The sequence below is a fragment of the Cupriavidus basilensis genome, from assembly GCF_029335485.1.
In the GTDB taxonomy this organism is placed as follows: Bacteria; Pseudomonadota; Gammaproteobacteria; order Burkholderiales; family Burkholderiaceae; genus Cupriavidus; species Cupriavidus basilensis_E.
Genome location: NZ_JARJLM010000111.1, coordinates 16,382 through 31,609 on the forward strand (window position 1 = coordinate 16,382; position 15,228 = coordinate 31,609).

Genomic DNA, 15,228 nt, shown 5'->3' on the forward strand with positions numbered 1-15,228 from the left:
GCGGCGGGAAGCTGCCCTGGGGCGAGCGTGGCGAGAGTACCCCTTTGTCCCGCTAGTGCGGCGCCACTGCACCGGCCGGTTCCTTGCGATAGGAAACGGTCTTGTTGCGTCCACTGCGCTTGGCCTGATAGAGGGCGATATCGGACTGCTTGAGCACCTCGCCGACCGCCTCCGCCGACGAGGGAAAATGCGCCACACCCAGTGAAATCGTGATCACGCCGCCGGTCGGGTTCGGCGTTCTCTCCACCGCCTCGCGCAAACGCTCGGCGATATGGAAAGCGTTCTCCTGGCTGGAACCGGGCAGCAATATGACGAACTCCTCGCCACCGCTGCGGCTTGCCATATCGCCGCCCCGGGAGCCCGCGCGCATCAGGCCGGCGATATGCTTCAATACCTGGTCGCCGACATCGTGCCCGTAGCGGTCGTTGATTGCCTTGAAATGGTCCACGTCGAGCGTGATCGCCGCGAAGGATTGGCCTGCCTGCCGGTATAGGTCCAAGGCATTGGCCAGCCCGCGGCGGTTGCGCAAACCCGTCAGCGCATCGGTAATGGTTTGCTGATTGAGTTTATCCAGCTCGCTGCTGGTCAGGCTCATGCCGCGCAGCAGCGCTTTTTTCAGCCGGTCGGCCTCGAGGTACCAGCACAGGATCTTTTCTATTTTCCCCATGCCGTCCGGGGTGGCCACCATTCTGGCGTTCTCGGCCAGTTGCCCCAGCGGCCTGGAAATCAACCGCGAGAACCACCAGATAAAGACCAGCGACAGCAGCAGGAACGGAATGCTGTTGCCGAAGGTCACGAGCGCGAGGTGGTTGAGGTTCGCCAGCGTGGTTTCCGTGGATTTCTGCACAACGATGCCCCAGCCGGTGGATTTGACGGGCGCGTAGCCGGCCAGCATGTCGACGCCATACAGGGTTTGCACGTCCTGCGACCCCGCCTCGCCGCCGGTCACCGCCCGGACGACCGCATTCTTGATGATCGATTTTCCGACGTGCGTATTGTCCGGATGAAAAATAATGGTGCCCTTGCGGTCCACCACATAGACGTACGAACTGTCCCGATAATAGTGCCTATCGAGAATCGTATGCAGCATGTTCTTGGCATTCAGATAAATCGTGCCCCCCAGATAACCGAGCAGCCGTCCCTCCGCGTCGATGATCGGATGGGAAATAAAGATGATGAGCCGGCCCGTTGACGATATGAACGGTTCGCTGATCGCAGGCGTGCGGGTCGTCAGCAGCGCATGTCCCCAGTCCGTCTTGACGCTGGTGCCGGCGACACGCAAGGTGGCCGGCGAAACAGCAACCAGCGTTCCGTCCCGGCGCACGATGGCGACCGAATTCAGGCTCCGGGTCTGCAGGCGGAGACGGTCGGCCTCCTCCGCCAGGCGCGCCGGCACATCCATGTTCGAGGCCAGCACCCTGGCGCTGTATGCCAGCTGCTGCATGGTGCTGTCGAGATGGGTCTCGGTGGACTCCGCCAGCTTGGCCGCATAGACGCGGTTGGCTTCCAGCGTATTCCTGATCAACAGGTCGCGTTGCACGCGATAGCTGGAGTACAGCGTGTTGGCCATGGTCAGCAGTACCGATCCCAGGGCCAGAAGCAGGATCAAACCACCCAGCCCCATCTTGGGCGAGCGCTCCGGGGGCGTATTACGCGGTTGCGCGGACATCTATTTGCCGACTGACGATTTTCTTAGAAGGAACCGATATTAACAGGCATGATCGGCAAGCCATGTGGTAGCCCGCCCGGCACAGCGCTGACCCCGCCTATGCCGGCAGGGCGCCGCGTTCGCGTTCCGCCGCCAGGTAGGCGTCCCGCGAAGGGAGCAAATGATTGCGGCATAGCGCGATGAGCGCCTCGCGCCGCCCGTCGCGCAAGGCCTCGATCATGGCCCAGTGCTCCTGCCGGGCACGCTCGCGGTAGCCCGCCGCCGCCAGCGAACCGAAGCGGATGGGATGGGCGCGGCGCGCGTATTCCTCGATCGCCTGCCGCAGCACCGTGTTGTCGACCAGCGTGAACAGCTCGCGGTGAAAGCGCTGGTTGATGCGGAACACGGCCCGCGCGTCGCCCGCGGCCACGGCGGCATCGTGTGCCTGCTGGACGGATACCAGCGCCTGCAGGCGCGCCGCCGGCACCGGCAGCGCGATCAGGCTGGCGGCGTGCGTTTCCAGCACTTCGCGCAAGGCGTACAGCTCCATCACCTCGCGCGGCGCAAAGGCGCGCACCACCGCACCGACATTGCGCTTACGCTCGACCACGCCCATGCCTTCGAGCGCGACGAGGAGCTGGCGCACCACATGGCGCTTCAGGCCGAAGCGCGCCATCAGATCGTCTTCGACCAGCCGCTCGCGCGGACTCAGCAAGCCGAACACGATGTCTTCCTCCAGTATCGCGGCGGCGGCCAGCATGGCATCCGCGCCACCGCCGGCGGCTTCATCCTGACTGTGGACGGCATCCACCGGCTGCGCGCGGGTACCTGCCCGGGTTCGACGATCCATGACCGGCACCTCAGGATTGACGGGGCACGGTTTCGCTGGTCTGCGCGGCCCGGAGAAAATCGAAATCCACGCCCTGGTCGGCCTGCGTCACCGTCGCCAGGAACAGCTTGCGGTAGCCGCGCTCGGCGGTCGGCCGCGTGACTTCGTGCCCGGCGGCGCGGCGCGCCAGTTCCGCGTCGTCGATCAGCAGCGAGAGCTCGCGCCGCGCCACCGACAGCCGGATGCGGTCGCCGCTGCGCACATGGGCCAGCGGCCCGCCGACGGCAGCTTCCGGCGTCACATGCAGCACGATGGTGCCGGCCGCAGTGCCGCTCATGCGGCCATCCGAGATGCGCACCATATCCTTGACGCCGGCGCGCGCCAGCTTCCGGGGAATCGGCATGTAGCCGGCCTCCGGCATGCCGGGCGCTCCGGTCGGGCCGATGCGCTTGAGCACCAGGATATCGTCGGCGCGCACATCGAGCGCATCGTCGTCGATGCGCAAGGCCATATCCTCGGCATCCTCGAAGACCACCGCGCGCCCCTCGTGCTCCATCAGCACGGGATCGGCGGCCGACTGCTTGATGATGGCGCCGCCGGGGGCCAGGTTGCCCCGCAGCACCGCCAGGCCGCCCACTGGGTAGATCGGATCGCCGAACGGCCGGATGACGTCCTGGGCGAATGGCGCGGGCGCCGCGTCCAGCTCCTCGCCCAGCGTGCGGCCCGACACCGTGAGCGCGTCCAGGTGCAGCAGCGGCCGCAGCTCGCGCAGCAGCGCGGGCATGCCACCGGCCTTGTGGAAGTCCTCCATATAGTGCTGGCCCGAGGGCTTGAGGTCCACCAGCACCGGCGTCTCGCGGCTCATGCGGTCCAGCCCGGCCAGGTCGATATCGATACCCAGCCGGCCGGCGATGGCCGTCAGGTGCACGATGCCATTGGTGGAGCCGCCGATCGCCAGCAGAACCCGCAAGGCATTCTCGATGGCGCGGCCGGTGAGGATGCGGTCCGGGGTCAATCCCGCGCGGGCCATTGCCACGGCGGTAGCGCCGGTACGCTCGGCCACGCGCACGCGGTCGGCCGTGACCGCTGGCGCCGAAGCGCCACCCGCCACCATCATGCCAAGCGCTTCGGCCAGGCAGGCCATGGTGCTTGCCGTGCCCATCACCGAACAGGTGCCCACGCTGGCGACCAGCTGATTGTTGACGTCGGCGATCTCGGCGGCGTCGATCTCGTCGGCGCGGTAGCGGCCCCAATAACGGCGGCAGTCAGTGCAGGCGCCCACGCGTTCGCCGCGATGCGAGCCGGTCAGCATGGACCCGGTCACCAGCTGGATGGCCGGGACGCCGGCCGAGGCCGCGCCCATCAGTTGCGCGGGCACGGTCTTGTCGCAGCCGCCGATCAGGACCACGGCGTCCATCGGCTGGGCGCGGATCATCTCCTCGGTGTCCATCGACATCAGGTTGCGCAGGTACATGCTGGTCGGCGCCGAAAAACTCTCGTGCACCGAGATGGTGGGAAAGTCCACCGGCAACCCGCCCGCCAGCATGACGCCGCGCTTGACCGCTTCCACCAGCTGCGGCGCGTTGCCATGGCAGGGGTTGTAGCTGCTGTTGGTGTTGACGATGCCGATCACCGGCCGGGACAACGCGTCGTCGGTGTAGCCGGCGCCCTTGATAAAGGCCTTGCGCAGGAAGAGCGAGAAGCCCTTGTCGCCGTAGTTGGTCAGTCCTTTACCCAGGCCGTCCGCGGCTTCCCGCGCTGGCTCGAAAGGATCCTGGCCGGCGGGCGCCGAGGCGGAAGGGTCTTTGGGCACGTCGTGGGGTCCGGCCATGCACATCTCCAATAATATTATTGATAATCTGGCCTGGCATCATATGCCTCGGTCGCTCTCCCCTGCAAGAGATGAATGCGCCGTGCGGCTTTAATTGAATAAGCCGATCAGTCGATAGAAAAATTCGGATTCATCTATCAAGCAACGGCACCTACACTCTGCCGGAGCGACGAGCCGGGCGTCCCGCGCTGCACTGCAGCCGACCGCATTCCATTCATACCATCCCGGCATCAGGAGATTCCATGACCGGCATTCGACGCCCCGCCCGCCGCTGCGCTTCCACGCCCCGGCGCCAGCTTTTGCTTTCCGCCCTGGCCGCTGCCGGCGCTTTGCTGAGCGGCGCCGCCGCGGCAGCCACCGACTACCCGGCCAAGCCGATCCGGCTGGTGGTGCCCTACCCGCCTGGCGGCGCCACCGACGTGATCGGCCGCACCCTGGCCCAGCATCTCTCGACGGCTTTGGGCCAGCAGGTGGTGGTGGACAACCGCGCCGGGGCTGCGGGCAATATCGGTGCGGAAACGGTGGCCAAGGCACCGGCCGACGGCTACACCCTGCTGATGGGCGCGCTGACCAGCCACGCCATCAACGCGGCGCTCTACAAGAGCCGCGTCTCCTAGGACATCGAAAAGAGTTTTGCCCCGGTGGCCATCGTCGGCACGGTGCCGCTGGTCTTCGTGGTCAATCCCTCGGTCAAGGCCAACAACCTGCCGCAGTTGATCGCGCTGGCGAAATCCTCTCCCGGGGCCATCACCTTCGGCTCCGCCGGCAACGGGTCGCCGCAGCACCTGGCCGGAGAAATGTTCAAGCGCATGGCCGGCGTGGACATGCTGCACGTGCCCTACAAGGGCAGCGGCCCGGCCATGACGGACCTGATCGGCGGGCAGGTGCTGAGCATGATCGAAACCGTGCCGGCGGCGCAGTCCTACGTCAAGGGCGGCAAGATCCGCGCCCTCGCCGTGACCACCACCGAACGCGTGGCGGCGCTACCCGATGTGCCCACCGCCGCCGAAGCCGGCCTCAAGGACTTCGAAGTCAATTCCCTGTTCGGCATCGTGGCGCCGGCCGGTACCCCGGCACCGGTAGTGGACCGGCTCAACGGCGAACTGAAGAAAATCCTGGCCGAGCCCGACGTCAAGGCATCCCTGCTGAGGCAGGGTGCCATCGCCGCATGGACCACCCCGGCGCAAACCCAGTCCCGCATCAAGGCGGAGCTGGCGAAATGGACCACGGTGATCCGGGAGGCCGGAGTCAAGCCGGAGTAGGCGGGCCTGGCCGGGCGGAAGGCGTCCGCATCACGCGCGCGACGGCATGGGCGCCGTCGCCGGCGCTGCTTGACACCGTTGCGATTGCGCCTATGATGACTAGCATTGCTGCGCCGCAGCAAGCAACGACGCTGCCCTCCGGAGCCGTTCCGGCGCACTGCGGCGTCCTTCATAGGAGACTCGCATGGCATCCCCCTCCCACGCTGGATACGCCGAGGCGTGCCAGGCCCAGTTGAGCATGGCGCTCGGCCTGGCCAGCACCTGGGCGCAGGTAGCGGAAAAGATCGGTGCGCTGAATCTGCAGGCGGCAAAAACCTTCATCGCCGAAAGCGCGGATTATTTTCGCGAAGCCAGCCTGGAGCCGATCAGTCTTGCCCTGTACCGGCCGGAACTGGCCGACGTCCTGGCGCAGCGGATTGCCTCCTACTCGAATAGCCTGAACGACATCCTGTTCGGCGCAAGCGGAGAGCTTTCCAGCGAGGTGCAACGCCAGCTTGCCGGGATGACGGGCCAGGACCCATTCCAATGGTGCCTGATGGGGCGGGATTTCCTGCCGGACTACGGCACCACCCTGCCGGCCATGAGCGTTGCGGTATCCGGCTGGGTCTCCGCCTATCTGCCTGCCGTGAAGCCGCTGCCGGCGGAACCGGCCGATGTCGTGCAGGCGCCGCTGCTGCCGGCGCCAGCCGATTCCACGCAAAAGACGGCAACGGAATAGTCCCGCGCCGCGGCTGCGCGAACCGGCGCGGCAAACGCGATATGCCGCACGCGCAATGGCTGTGTCCGGCCCGGCTGGTAATCGACGTCGGGCCGCGCGAGAAAAGCCGGGCCCGGCAGCAGGCCATCGAATATCTGCGGCAAAGCGCGAGCGGAGGCGGGCCCTGCTCCGCCCGCCGGAATCGTATGGCCGCCAACAGCCGGCTCATTGGCACGCGGTGCCGGGAACGGGTTTCCCCGAGTTGGTCACGCCCTGGCAGGCATCGCCGATCGCAACGTCGGCGAGACGGTTGCCATATGGCCTTAGCCTGCCCACCACGGTGCAGCAGTAGCGCGGATCTGCCGAGACTTGCGGATTCCTGTTCATGCGTGCGGACGCTGGCGCTTGAGCTGGCGAGGCGGGAGGAACGGCTGCCGGACGGGGCGCCGGCGCCGTGGCGGGAGAGTCCGCAGCATCAGGCCCATCCTCGTCGGGGGAGACGCATTGCCCCTTCTGGCAGATCCTCTCCCCTTTGCACTGCATGTCGTATTGGCATCCTGCCGCGTTTGCATGCAGCGGTAACGCTATCGCCAGCGATGTGGCGAACAACAAACCCTGCGTTCTCATACCCCCTCCCACTCGACTGCCGGCGCGCAACGCGCGAATGTCCGCACCGGTTCCCCTTGCCTGCGTCGGCGCGACATTGGGCATACAAGCAAATCACAGCCGTGTGCTCCAGCCCTCTTCGTCGACCGCGGCGCCGGCCAAAGCGATCAACCACCATCCCATACTAGGATAGCGATCGGCGTAAAACGCTGTTACCCCGCCTTGCATCGGAGTGAGCGCCTTACCACCAAGAGCAACCAAGAGCGTGCCGACGGCATTGGCCAATGCCTTCCGGCTGTGTTAGATACGGGAGATCCTGCAGGGCTTCGACTTGAAGCGCAAAACTAATTGCGCCGCGCGGCCTCTGCCACTTCGTTCGTCACCACGGTCTGGCCGATCGGCGCCAGCGCGATCACGGCCAGCTTGAGATGCTGGATACCGAAGGGAATGCCGATGATGGTGACAAAGCAGGCCAAGGCCGACGCCAGATGGCCAATCGCAAGCCAGATGCCGGCAAAGACGAACCACAGCAGATTGCCGACCAGGCCGAGCATGCCGGTGCCGATGTCGTCCTGCTGATGCAGTTCGCGGCGGCTGATGGCCTGCTTGCCGAACGGGAAAAAGGTGAACTGCCCGATCACGAAGCAGGCCTTGCCCCAGGGAATGCCCACGATGGAACAGAAGGCAATGAGTCCGGCCAGCCACCAGGCCAGGCCCATGAAAAAGCCGCCGAGAATAAACCAGAGGAAATTGCCGATCGCGCGCATGCGAGTCCTTTCAAAGGGAATGCCAAGAACGGATGATACGCAAGCCGGCGCGGATGCCGCCGACGGCCGCTCAGTCCGGCAAGCCGCCCGGCCCCGGCGCGCGCCGGCGCACGCGGTAGACAGAGGCCGGCGGCACGTTGGCTACCACATAGGCCACGCGTACCGCTTCCAGGCCTAGCCGGGCCATCAGCCTCTGCGGCACCGGGAATCGCGGCCCGTAGGTGAACTGGTAGAAGCGCCCGTCGGGCCGCAGGTGATGCCGGAAGGCGCCATCGAGAATGGCCACGGCCTGGCGCATCGGCATGGCCACCAACGGCAGGCCGCTCACTACCGCGCCCGCACGCTCGTCCCCGAATACGCTCCCCAGTTGCCCGAGATGCACCGCGTCCATCCGCAACAGCCGCGCCTGCGGAAAGCGCTCGCCCAGGCTATCGGCAAAGGCAGGGTCGGATTCAACCAGTGCCAGCTGGTGTTGCGGTACGCCACGCGCGAGCAGGGCGCGGGTGAACGCACCGGTGCCGGGGCCAAGTTCGATCACCGGGCCATCCATTGGCAGGATGTCGTCCGTGATGCGCTCGGCGAGCGCACGCCCCGATGGCGCCACCGCGCCAACCCGGCGGGGATGACGGAACCAGGCACGGAGGAAAAGCAACAGGTCATGCATGGTGTCGATCCTCCTTTGCGCCTTCGTCCTCTTGCCTGGCGCAAGACATCAGCGCCGCGGCATCCTCGCCGGCGCCAAGGAAATGGCGCGCATAGCGGGTGTTCAGGTCGGCCAGGCGCAGCAGCGTGGGAAAATCCGCCACATTGAAATCCGGGTCCCACGCGGGTCCGCCGCAAATGCGCGCGCCCAGCCGCAGATAGCCTTTGAGCAGCGGCGGCGGCTGTACCGCCAGCGACTGCCGCAATTCTGTCACCGGCAGCGGCAGGCGTGCAAACACATGCAAGGCCGGAGGCGCCAAATGCCGTGCGCCGAGCAGCCGGCACAGGCTCGCAGCATAATGGCCGCCGTCGGCAATCGATACGCTGGTGCAGCCCAGCATGGTGTCTAGCCGGTGGCGCCGCAGATAAGCACCAAGCCCGGACCAGAGCGACATCACCACGCTGCCGCTGCGGTAGTCCCGGTGCACGCAGGCGCGCCCCAGCTCCAGCAAGCGCGGGCGCAGATGATGCAGGCGGGCAAGATCGAATTCGGTCTCCGCATACAGGCCGCCGGCACGCCGGGCCTGGTGCGGCGGCAGCACGCGGTAGGTACCGACGACCGCCAGCGTGCGCGCGTCCCGTACCAGTAGGTGGTCGCAGTAAGCGTCGAAGCGGTCCGCGTCGAGGCCCGGCGCGCCAGGTCGCAGGCGGGCGCCGAGTTCCTCGCCGAACACGGCATGGCGCAGCCGTTGCGCCTGTTCCACTTCATCCTGATGGCGCGCCCAGCCCACCAGCAGCGGCCCCAGCGCGCGCGGCGCCTGCGGCGGCGGACAATGCAGCCACCGCCACGCATTGGCACCGAATTTCGGCAGGGCTTCAGCCAGAGGCTGGGTCGGCGCCGGTATCTCTTGCATCACTGTGTCTTCTCCTGTTGGCTAGCACGGGTGCCACCTCGGCATGCACGCACTGCGGGGCAACTGTTGCACAATCTGTGCTTGATCCGCCGCATAAGGCGTAGTCCGCATCACCGCGTTTAATCTCTTCTTAATGATGTGGCCGCACCATGCGGCCACATCACAGCCGAGGCCATCCCAGGCTTGCGCAGGGAAGCCGCCGGCCTCGGTAACTGGCATGCTAGGTGACCGGTTTTAAAAAATAATTAGTGGTACGTGGCAAGCCCGCGCGCGCGGGCATCGGAAGGAGGCACCGATGCAGGTCCTGCTCGTGGAAGATGATGTCATGCTAGCCGAAGCGGTCCGTGCCGGGCTGCTACAAAACGGCTGGAGCGTGGATTGCGTCGACGACGCCTCCACGGCGCTGCTGGCGCTGGCTGGCAGCCGCTATGCGGCCGTGCTGCTCGATCTGCAGCTGGGACGCAGTTCGGGCCTGACGGTGCTGACCGGCATGCGCGCCCGCTACGATGCCACCCCGGTCCTGATCATCACCGCGCGCGACCGGCTCAGCGATCGCATTCGCGGTTTCGATGCCGGTGCCGATGACTACATCGTCAAGCCTTTCCAGCCCGACGAGCTTTACGCGCGCCTGCGCGCAGTGATCCGGCGCAGCCAGGGGCGCGTGCTGCCGGTGCTGCGGCATCTCGACCTCACGCTGGACCCCGCGCGGCGCGTGGTCGAGAAAAGCGGCAACCCGGTCGCGCTGAGCCTGCACGAATACCGGACCCTGCTGGTGCTGATGGAACGGCGCGGCCGGGTGGTCTCGCGCGATCAACTCGAAGACGCCGTCTACGGCGGCGAAGGCACCATCGAGAGCAACACGATCGCCGTCTATGTGCACCAGTTGCGCCGCAAGCTGGGCGAACAGCTGATCACCACCGTGCATGGCTTCGGGTACCGCCTGAGCGCGGGCGAGAGCGGAACATGAGATCGCTGCGCATGCGGCTGTTCGCCGCGTTGATGGTGATTCTGCTGGGATTCTGGATCGGCTGGCACCTGATTGCGGGCTTCCGGCTCTACGATACGGATACCGGCTGGTGGGATGTTTCCCTGAGCGACGCGGGCGGGCAGATCCTGCGCGCCCTGCCACCCGCGCTCGATCCGGCCACGCTGGCAACCCATGCGCCCCTGCTGCAGCCGTTCGACGACGCCGTGCTGAGCTATCAGGTCTGGGTGGACGGGCGCCGGGTGCTCCGCTCGCCGACCGCCCCGGAGGCGCCGCTCAGACCCAGCTTCACCGATGGCGCCGGCCGCGAGGACGTTGGCGGCGTCACCTGGTGGGTGCATGCCGTATCCGATCCCGCCCGGCACGTCCAGGTGCAGGTTGGCCGGCGCCAGGACGCGGTGGCGCACGATGTGCGCAGCCTGACTCTCTTCAGCCTGATCAATTCGGTATTGATCGTGGCCATATTGAGCGCCGCCACCTGGGCAGTGGTGCGCTGGTCGCTGGCACCGGTGCGCAGGATCCTCGCCACGCTGGCCGGGCGCTCCCCGCTCGACCTGACGCCGCTGCCGCTCACCGGCCTGCCGAAGGAAATCAGCCCGCTGGTGGGCGCCTTCAACCGTTTGCTATCGCGGACCGAGCGCGCGGTGCAAGGCGAGCGCCGCTTTATCGCCGACGCCGCGCACGAACTGCGCACGCCGCTGGCCGCGCTGTCCATCCATGCCCATGTCGCGTTGCATGCCAGCGACGACGCGCAGCGCGCATCCGCCCTGCGCCAGCTCGCCAGCGGGGTGGCACGCTGCGCCCGGCTGTCCGAGCAATTGCTGGACCTGGCACGCCTGGAGGCCATGCACAACGGCGACACGCACACGCCGCTGGATCTTGCCCAACTGGTCGCCATGGTGCTGGCGGACTTCGAGGTACTGGCGCGCCAGCGCGGGCAGTCGCTGGCACTGCGGCTGGAACCCTGCCTGGTGCGCGGCGACCTGGACGCGCTCGGCATCCTGCTGCGCAATCTCGTCGACAACGCCTTGCGCTTCAGCCCGGACGGCGGCCACGCCGCGGTTTCCTGCAGCCCGGAGCCCGCCGGCGCTGGCCCCGCGATGGTGCGCCTGACGGTTGCCGACAATGGTCCGGGCGTACCCGCCACCGAGCAGGAGCGCATCTTCGACGCGTTCTATCGCGTGGCCGGCAGCGGCCAGCGCGGCAGTGGCATCGGCCTCTCCCTGGTAGCCAGGATCGCGCGCAACCACGGCGCGCGGATCGAGACCGGCCCCGGGCTGGGTGGCGGCGGGCTGGCGGTGTCGGTCCTGCTGCCAGCCGCGGAGGAAGCGCCGGATCGGGCTTGACCGGAGTCACCCGCCCGCGTCGTGGTGACACGCTCGCCAAGGCTCTCAACAAAGCCGATGGTGCGCTCTATGATTTGACTCACAGAGGCAGAGGCGCCGACGCCGCCGCTCAAGGTTCAGGCGCCGGTGGCAAGCCATGCCGGCCACGCCCGGCGCCGCCATGCCTTCGCCGAAGGCCGGCGCGACAGCTGGCGCCAAAGGAACGCCATGAGCCGTTTTCACCTGCTACGCGCCGCCCGGCCGGCCGCCGGCTGCCTTGCCGGCCTGGCGATGGCCCAGCAAGGCGCCATCAGCGTCAACCAGGACACCATCGCCACCTCCGGCAACAGCGTGGTCATCGTCAACGGCCAAGTGGTCTCATCGCGCGGCGCCATCGAGGCCAGGGGCCCGGAAACCACCGAACTCCGAAAACTCGGGGCGTTTTCCGCGGTGCAACTCAATGCGCCCGTGGAAGCCGCATTCTCGGCCTCGCCCAGCGTCACGCTCTCCATCACCGGGCCGGCCGACATCCTGCCGCTGCTGCGGACCACCGTCGCGGACGGCAGGCTGTCGATCGACCTTGCGGCCCCGGTCGTGCTCACGGCGCCGCTGAAAGTCGCCATCACGGCCCCGTCGCTACAGGCCATCGGTATCGAAGGCGCGGGCATCATGCGGGCAACCGGGTTGCACCAGGCATCGCTGGACATACGCCTGTCAGGTTCCGGCTCGATCATGGCCGCCGGCCAGGCCGGCCATGTGAGCGCCACCAACTCCGGGTCGGGCGAAGTGGATGCCAGCCAGCTGCGCGCGCAAGACCTGGATGCAAGGCTGAGCGGCTCGGGGCTTATCCGCGGCTATGCGTCCGACGCCGCCAGCGTTGCATTGAATGGATCGGGCGATATCGTCGTCGCCGGGAACCCGCCCAAGCGCACCGTCAGCCGGACCGGCTCAGGCCAGGTGCGGTTCGAGTAGCCCGCCAAAGCCTGCTGCGGGCGCCTGCGGCCTCGGCCAGCGGCACCACCCGCAGGCGGGCGACCGGCGCGATGCCGAGCCAGGCACACGGTTGACGTTGCGGTGCAACAATGGCAGCATTCGCTGCTTCGGCGGACCAATCCGCCTGTCCCGGGCGCGAACGTCTCAGGCGGATTCACGCGTGAATTCGTTCGTGCACGTCAGACGCCAACGGTAACAATCACTGCCGGATTCGGAGCGTTTCAGTCATGCGTGTTGCATTTATCGGCCTGGGTGTCATGGGCTACCACATGGCGGGCCATCTCGCCGCCAAGGGTCACCAGGTCACCGTTTACAACCGCACGGCAAGCAAGGCCGGCCAGTGGGTCGCCGAATTCGGCGGCAAGTCGGCGGCAACGCCGGCCCTGGCCGCGCAAGATGCCGAAGTGGTCTGTTCCTGCGTGGGCAATGATGACGACCTGCGCTCGGTGCTCACCGGCGCCGAGGGCGCTTTCGCCAAGGCGCCGGCGGGTTGCGTGTTCGTCGATCACACCACCGCCAGCGCCAATGTGGCGCGCGAGCTGTATGCCGCCGCCAGCGAGCGCGGGCTGCATTTCGTCGATGCCCCGGTCTCGGGCGGCGAAGTCGGTGCGCAAAAGGGCATCCTGACCATCATGTGCGGCGCCGACGAGGCCGTGTATGGCCAGGTCGAGCCGGTACTCGGCTCGTATGCCCGCGCCGTCACGCGGATCGGTGATGCCGGCGCGGGCCAGCTGGCCAAGATGGTCAACCAGATCTGCATCGCCGGGTTGCTGCAGGGCCTGTCCGAAGCCATCGCTTTCGGCGAACGCGCGGGACTGGACATGAAGGTCGTGCTGGATGTCATCAGCAAGGGCGCGGCCGGCTCCTGGCAACTGGAGAACCGTGGCCCGACGATGATCGAGGACAAGTTCGACTTCGGCTTCGCGGTGGACTGGATGCGCAAGGATCTCGGCCTTTGCCTGGACGAAGCCCGCCGCAACGGCGCCAGCCTGCCGGTCACGGCCGTGGTCGACCAGTTCTACGCGGACCTGCAGCGAGACGGCCTCGGCCGCGCCGATACCTCCTCGCTGATCAAGCGCTTGCGATAAGGGCGGACTGGCCCGCCCCCCGATGCCGATGGGCCGAGAACAGGCGGGTGCAGCCAATCGCAGCGGCGCTGATTTTCATTATTTTCATCGCTGAAAGAATGCCGCTACGGACGGCCGGATTGCAGGCCAACGGCTCAAGAAAATACGCGCGCCGCCAACCCGCTCCGCGTCAATACGACTTCGGCAGGCCCAGCACGCGCTCGGCGATATGGCACATGATCAGCTGGGCGCTGACCGGCGCGATGCGGGGGATATACGACTCGCGCAGGTAACGCTCCACCTGGTACTCCTTCGCATAGCCCATGCCGCCCAGCGTCAGCACCGCGGTCTGGCACGCCTGGTGGGCGGCTTCCGCCGCCAGGTACTTGGCGGTATTGGCTTCGGCCCCGCACGGCTTGCCCTGGTCGTACAGCCATGCCGCCTTCCACACCATCATGTCGGCCGCTTCGAGCGCCATCCAGGCCTGCGCGAGCGGATGCTGGATGCCTTGGTTCTGCCCGATGGGCCGGCCAAATACCGTGCGCTCCCTGGCGTAGCGCGTTGCCGCCTCCAGGGCGGCGCGCCCCAGCCCGACGGCCTCGGCGGCAATCAGGATGCGCTCCGGGTTCAGTCCGTGCAGGATGTATTCGAACCCGCGCCCTTCCTCGCCGATGCGGTCTTGCAACGGCACGGTCAGCCCGTCGATAAAGAGCATGTTCGAGTCCACCGCGGCGCGCCCCATCTTGTGGATCTCGCGCACCTCGATATGCCTGCGGTCCAGCGCCGTGTAGAAGAGGCTCAGCCCCTGGGTCGGCTTGGCCACCTGCTCCAGCGGCGTGGTGCGGGCCAGCAGCAGCATGCGGTCGGCCACCTGCGCGGTGGAGATCCAGATCTTGCGGCCGTCCACGCGGTAGCTTTGCCCGTCGGCCGACAACACCGCCTGCGTTTTCAGATGGGTGGTGTCCAGCCCTGCGTCCGGCTCGGTCACGGCAAAGCAGGCTTTCTCGTCGCCGGCGATCAGGGGCGGCAGCGCGGCTTCCTTTTGCCGGTCATTGCCGAACACCACCACCGGGTTGAGGCCGAACACATTCATATGAATGGCCGACGCACCGGAGAAGCCGGCGCCGGATGCCGACACCGTCTGCATGATGAGCGCTGCCTCGGTGATGCCAAGCCCGGCGCCGCCGTAGGCCTCCGGCATCGCAATGCCGAGCCAGCCGGCCTTTGCCATGGCCTGGTGGAAGGCCTCGGGAAACTTGCCTTCGTCGTCCAGGCCCGACCAGTAGCCGGTACCGAAGTCGCTGCACAGCTGCGTCACCGCCTCGACGATGGCGCGTTGTTCTGGCGTTCTTTCAAAGTTCATGCCTGCCTCATTCCGGCTGGATGCCGGCGTCCTTGACCAGCTTGGTCCACTTGACCAGTTCGCCGGCCACAAAGCCGGAGAACTGCTTGGGCGATTGCCCGAATGCCTCGAAGCCCAACGCTTCGAAGCGCGGCGCCACCTCCTTGCTGGCCGCGATGCGGGACAGCTCGCGGTTGAGCCGCTCGACCACGTCGGCCGGCGCATGCGCGGGCGCGAACACGCCGTTCCAGGAGGTGATGTCGAACCCCTTCAGCGCTGGCGTATCCCCCAGCGGCGGCAGCTCCGGCAGCAGCCGGCTG

12 protein-coding genes and 2 pseudogenes are annotated in these 15,228 nt (G+C 67.1%); 6 read left to right on the plus strand and 8 right to left on the minus strand.

The genetic code is table 11. The features are described from left to right. Nucleotides 1-52: 52 nt before the first annotated feature. From P3W85_RS06360 to P3W85_RS06370, 3 genes are all read right to left on the minus strand, one after another. On the minus strand, nucleotides 53-1,624 hold the full coding sequence (locus P3W85_RS06360; protein WP_276264162.1) for a sensor domain-containing diguanylate cyclase: 1,572 nt from the start codon (nucleotides 1,622-1,624) through the stop codon (nucleotides 53-55). Between the two features lie 142 nt (nucleotides 1,625-1,766). Beyond that, nucleotides 1,767-2,408 carry a GntR family transcriptional regulator gene (locus P3W85_RS06365; protein WP_276264163.1) on the minus strand — a complete coding sequence of 214 codons (642 nt, stop codon included), beginning with the start codon at nucleotides 2,406-2,408 and terminating at the stop codon, nucleotides 1,767-1,769. 100 nt (nucleotides 2,409-2,508) lie between these two features. Continuing rightward, nucleotides 2,509-4,308: an IlvD/Edd family dehydratase gene (locus P3W85_RS06370; RefSeq protein ID WP_276264155.1), complete on the minus strand. Its 1,800-nt coding sequence runs from the start codon at nucleotides 4,306-4,308 to the stop codon at nucleotides 2,509-2,511. Between the two features lie 242 nt (nucleotides 4,309-4,550). On the opposite strand from P3W85_RS06370, the pseudogene P3W85_RS06375 reads away from it, so the two are divergent. Next, nucleotides 4,551-5,570 (plus strand): annotated as a pseudogene (locus tag P3W85_RS06375) (tripartite tricarboxylate transporter substrate binding protein). 184 nt (nucleotides 5,571-5,754) lie between these two features. Next, nucleotides 5,755-6,288 carry a phasin family protein gene (locus P3W85_RS06380; protein WP_051078476.1) on the plus strand — a complete coding sequence of 178 codons (534 nt, stop codon included), beginning with the start codon at nucleotides 5,755-5,757 and terminating at the stop codon, nucleotides 6,286-6,288. Nucleotides 6,289-7,217: 929 nt separating this feature from the next. Here the strand turns inward: P3W85_RS06380 and P3W85_RS06385 are convergent. The 3 genes and pseudogenes from P3W85_RS06385 to P3W85_RS06395 form a co-directional block, all read right to left on the minus strand. After that, nucleotides 7,218-7,640, minus strand: coding sequence for a YccF domain-containing protein (locus P3W85_RS06385; protein ID WP_017226990.1), 423 nt, complete (start codon nucleotides 7,638-7,640; stop codon nucleotides 7,218-7,220). A gap of 70 nt (nucleotides 7,641-7,710) precedes the next feature. Then, on the minus strand, nucleotides 7,711-8,304 hold the full coding sequence (locus P3W85_RS06390; RefSeq protein ID WP_017226991.1) for a class I SAM-dependent methyltransferase: 594 nt from the start codon (nucleotides 8,302-8,304) through the stop codon (nucleotides 7,711-7,713). 76 nt (nucleotides 8,305-8,380) lie between these two features. Then, nucleotides 8,381-9,196: pseudogene (locus P3W85_RS06395) on the minus strand (GNAT family N-acetyltransferase); the annotation flags it as partial. 295 nt (nucleotides 9,197-9,491) lie between these two features. On the opposite strand from P3W85_RS06395, the gene P3W85_RS06400 reads away from it, so the two are divergent. From P3W85_RS06400 to P3W85_RS06415, 4 genes are all read left to right on the plus strand, one after another. Continuing rightward, the gene (locus tag P3W85_RS06400) at nucleotides 9,492-10,163 is read left to right on the plus strand and encodes a response regulator transcription factor (RefSeq protein WP_276264156.1); all 672 of its coding nucleotides are present in this window, start codon (nucleotides 9,492-9,494) and stop codon (nucleotides 10,161-10,163) included. Further along, on the plus strand, nucleotides 10,160-11,527 hold the full coding sequence (locus P3W85_RS06405; RefSeq protein WP_276264157.1) for an ATP-binding protein: 1,368 nt from the start codon (nucleotides 10,160-10,162) through the stop codon (nucleotides 11,525-11,527). The genes P3W85_RS06400 and P3W85_RS06405 overlap by 4 nt, the downstream gene beginning before the upstream one ends. Before the next feature lie 207 nt (nucleotides 11,528-11,734). After that, nucleotides 11,735-12,478, plus strand: coding sequence for a head GIN domain-containing protein (locus tag P3W85_RS06410; protein WP_276264158.1), 744 nt, complete (start codon nucleotides 11,735-11,737; stop codon nucleotides 12,476-12,478). A 185-nt stretch (nucleotides 12,479-12,663) separates the two neighbouring features. Beyond that, complete coding sequence (locus P3W85_RS06415) at nucleotides 12,664-13,587, plus strand: NAD(P)-dependent oxidoreductase (RefSeq protein WP_346430247.1); 924 nt, start codon at nucleotides 12,664-12,666, stop codon at nucleotides 13,585-13,587. Between the two features lie 169 nt (nucleotides 13,588-13,756). On the opposite strand, the gene P3W85_RS06420 is transcribed toward P3W85_RS06415, so the two are convergent. Together P3W85_RS06420 and P3W85_RS06425 are read right to left on the minus strand one after the other, a co-directional pair. Further along, the gene (locus P3W85_RS06420) at nucleotides 13,757-14,929 is read right to left on the minus strand and encodes an acyl-CoA dehydrogenase family protein (protein ID WP_017224724.1); all 1,173 of its coding nucleotides are present in this window, start codon (nucleotides 14,927-14,929) and stop codon (nucleotides 13,757-13,759) included. Nucleotides 14,930-14,936: 7 nt separating this feature from the next. After that, a partial coding sequence (locus tag P3W85_RS06425; protein WP_276264160.1) for a tripartite tricarboxylate transporter substrate-binding protein occupies nucleotides 14,937-15,228 on the minus strand: 292 nt, incomplete at its 5' end.

Coding starts and splice junctions, on each gene's coding strand:
- P3W85_RS06360 (WP_276264162.1), bottom strand. CDS start 1,624: ATGGGGCTGGGTGGTTTGATCCTGCTTCTGGCCCTGGGATCGGTACTG.
- P3W85_RS06365 (WP_276264163.1), bottom strand. CDS start 2,408: ATGCTGGCCGCCGCCGCGATACTGGAGGAAGACATCGTGTTCGGCTTG.
- P3W85_RS06370 (WP_276264155.1), bottom strand. CDS start 4,308: ATGGCCGGACCCCACGACGTGCCCAAAGACCCTTCCGCCTCGGCGCCC.
- P3W85_RS06380 (WP_051078476.1), top strand. CDS start 5,755: ATGGCATCCCCCTCCCACGCTGGATACGCCGAGGCGTGCCAGGCCCAG.
- P3W85_RS06385 (WP_017226990.1), bottom strand. CDS start 7,640: ATGCGCGCGATCGGCAATTTCCTCTGGTTTATTCTCGGCGGCTTTTTC.
- P3W85_RS06390 (WP_017226991.1), bottom strand. CDS start 8,304: ATGCATGACCTGTTGCTTTTCCTCCGTGCCTGGTTCCGTCATCCCCGC.
- P3W85_RS06400 (WP_276264156.1), top strand. CDS start 9,492: ATGCAGGTCCTGCTCGTGGAAGATGATGTCATGCTAGCCGAAGCGGTC.
- P3W85_RS06405 (WP_276264157.1), top strand. CDS start 10,160: ATGAGATCGCTGCGCATGCGGCTGTTCGCCGCGTTGATGGTGATTCTG.
- P3W85_RS06410 (WP_276264158.1), top strand. CDS start 11,735: ATGAGCCGTTTTCACCTGCTACGCGCCGCCCGGCCGGCCGCCGGCTGC.
- P3W85_RS06420 (WP_017224724.1), bottom strand. CDS start 14,929: ATGAACTTTGAAAGAACGCCAGAACAACGCGCCATCGTCGAGGCGGTG.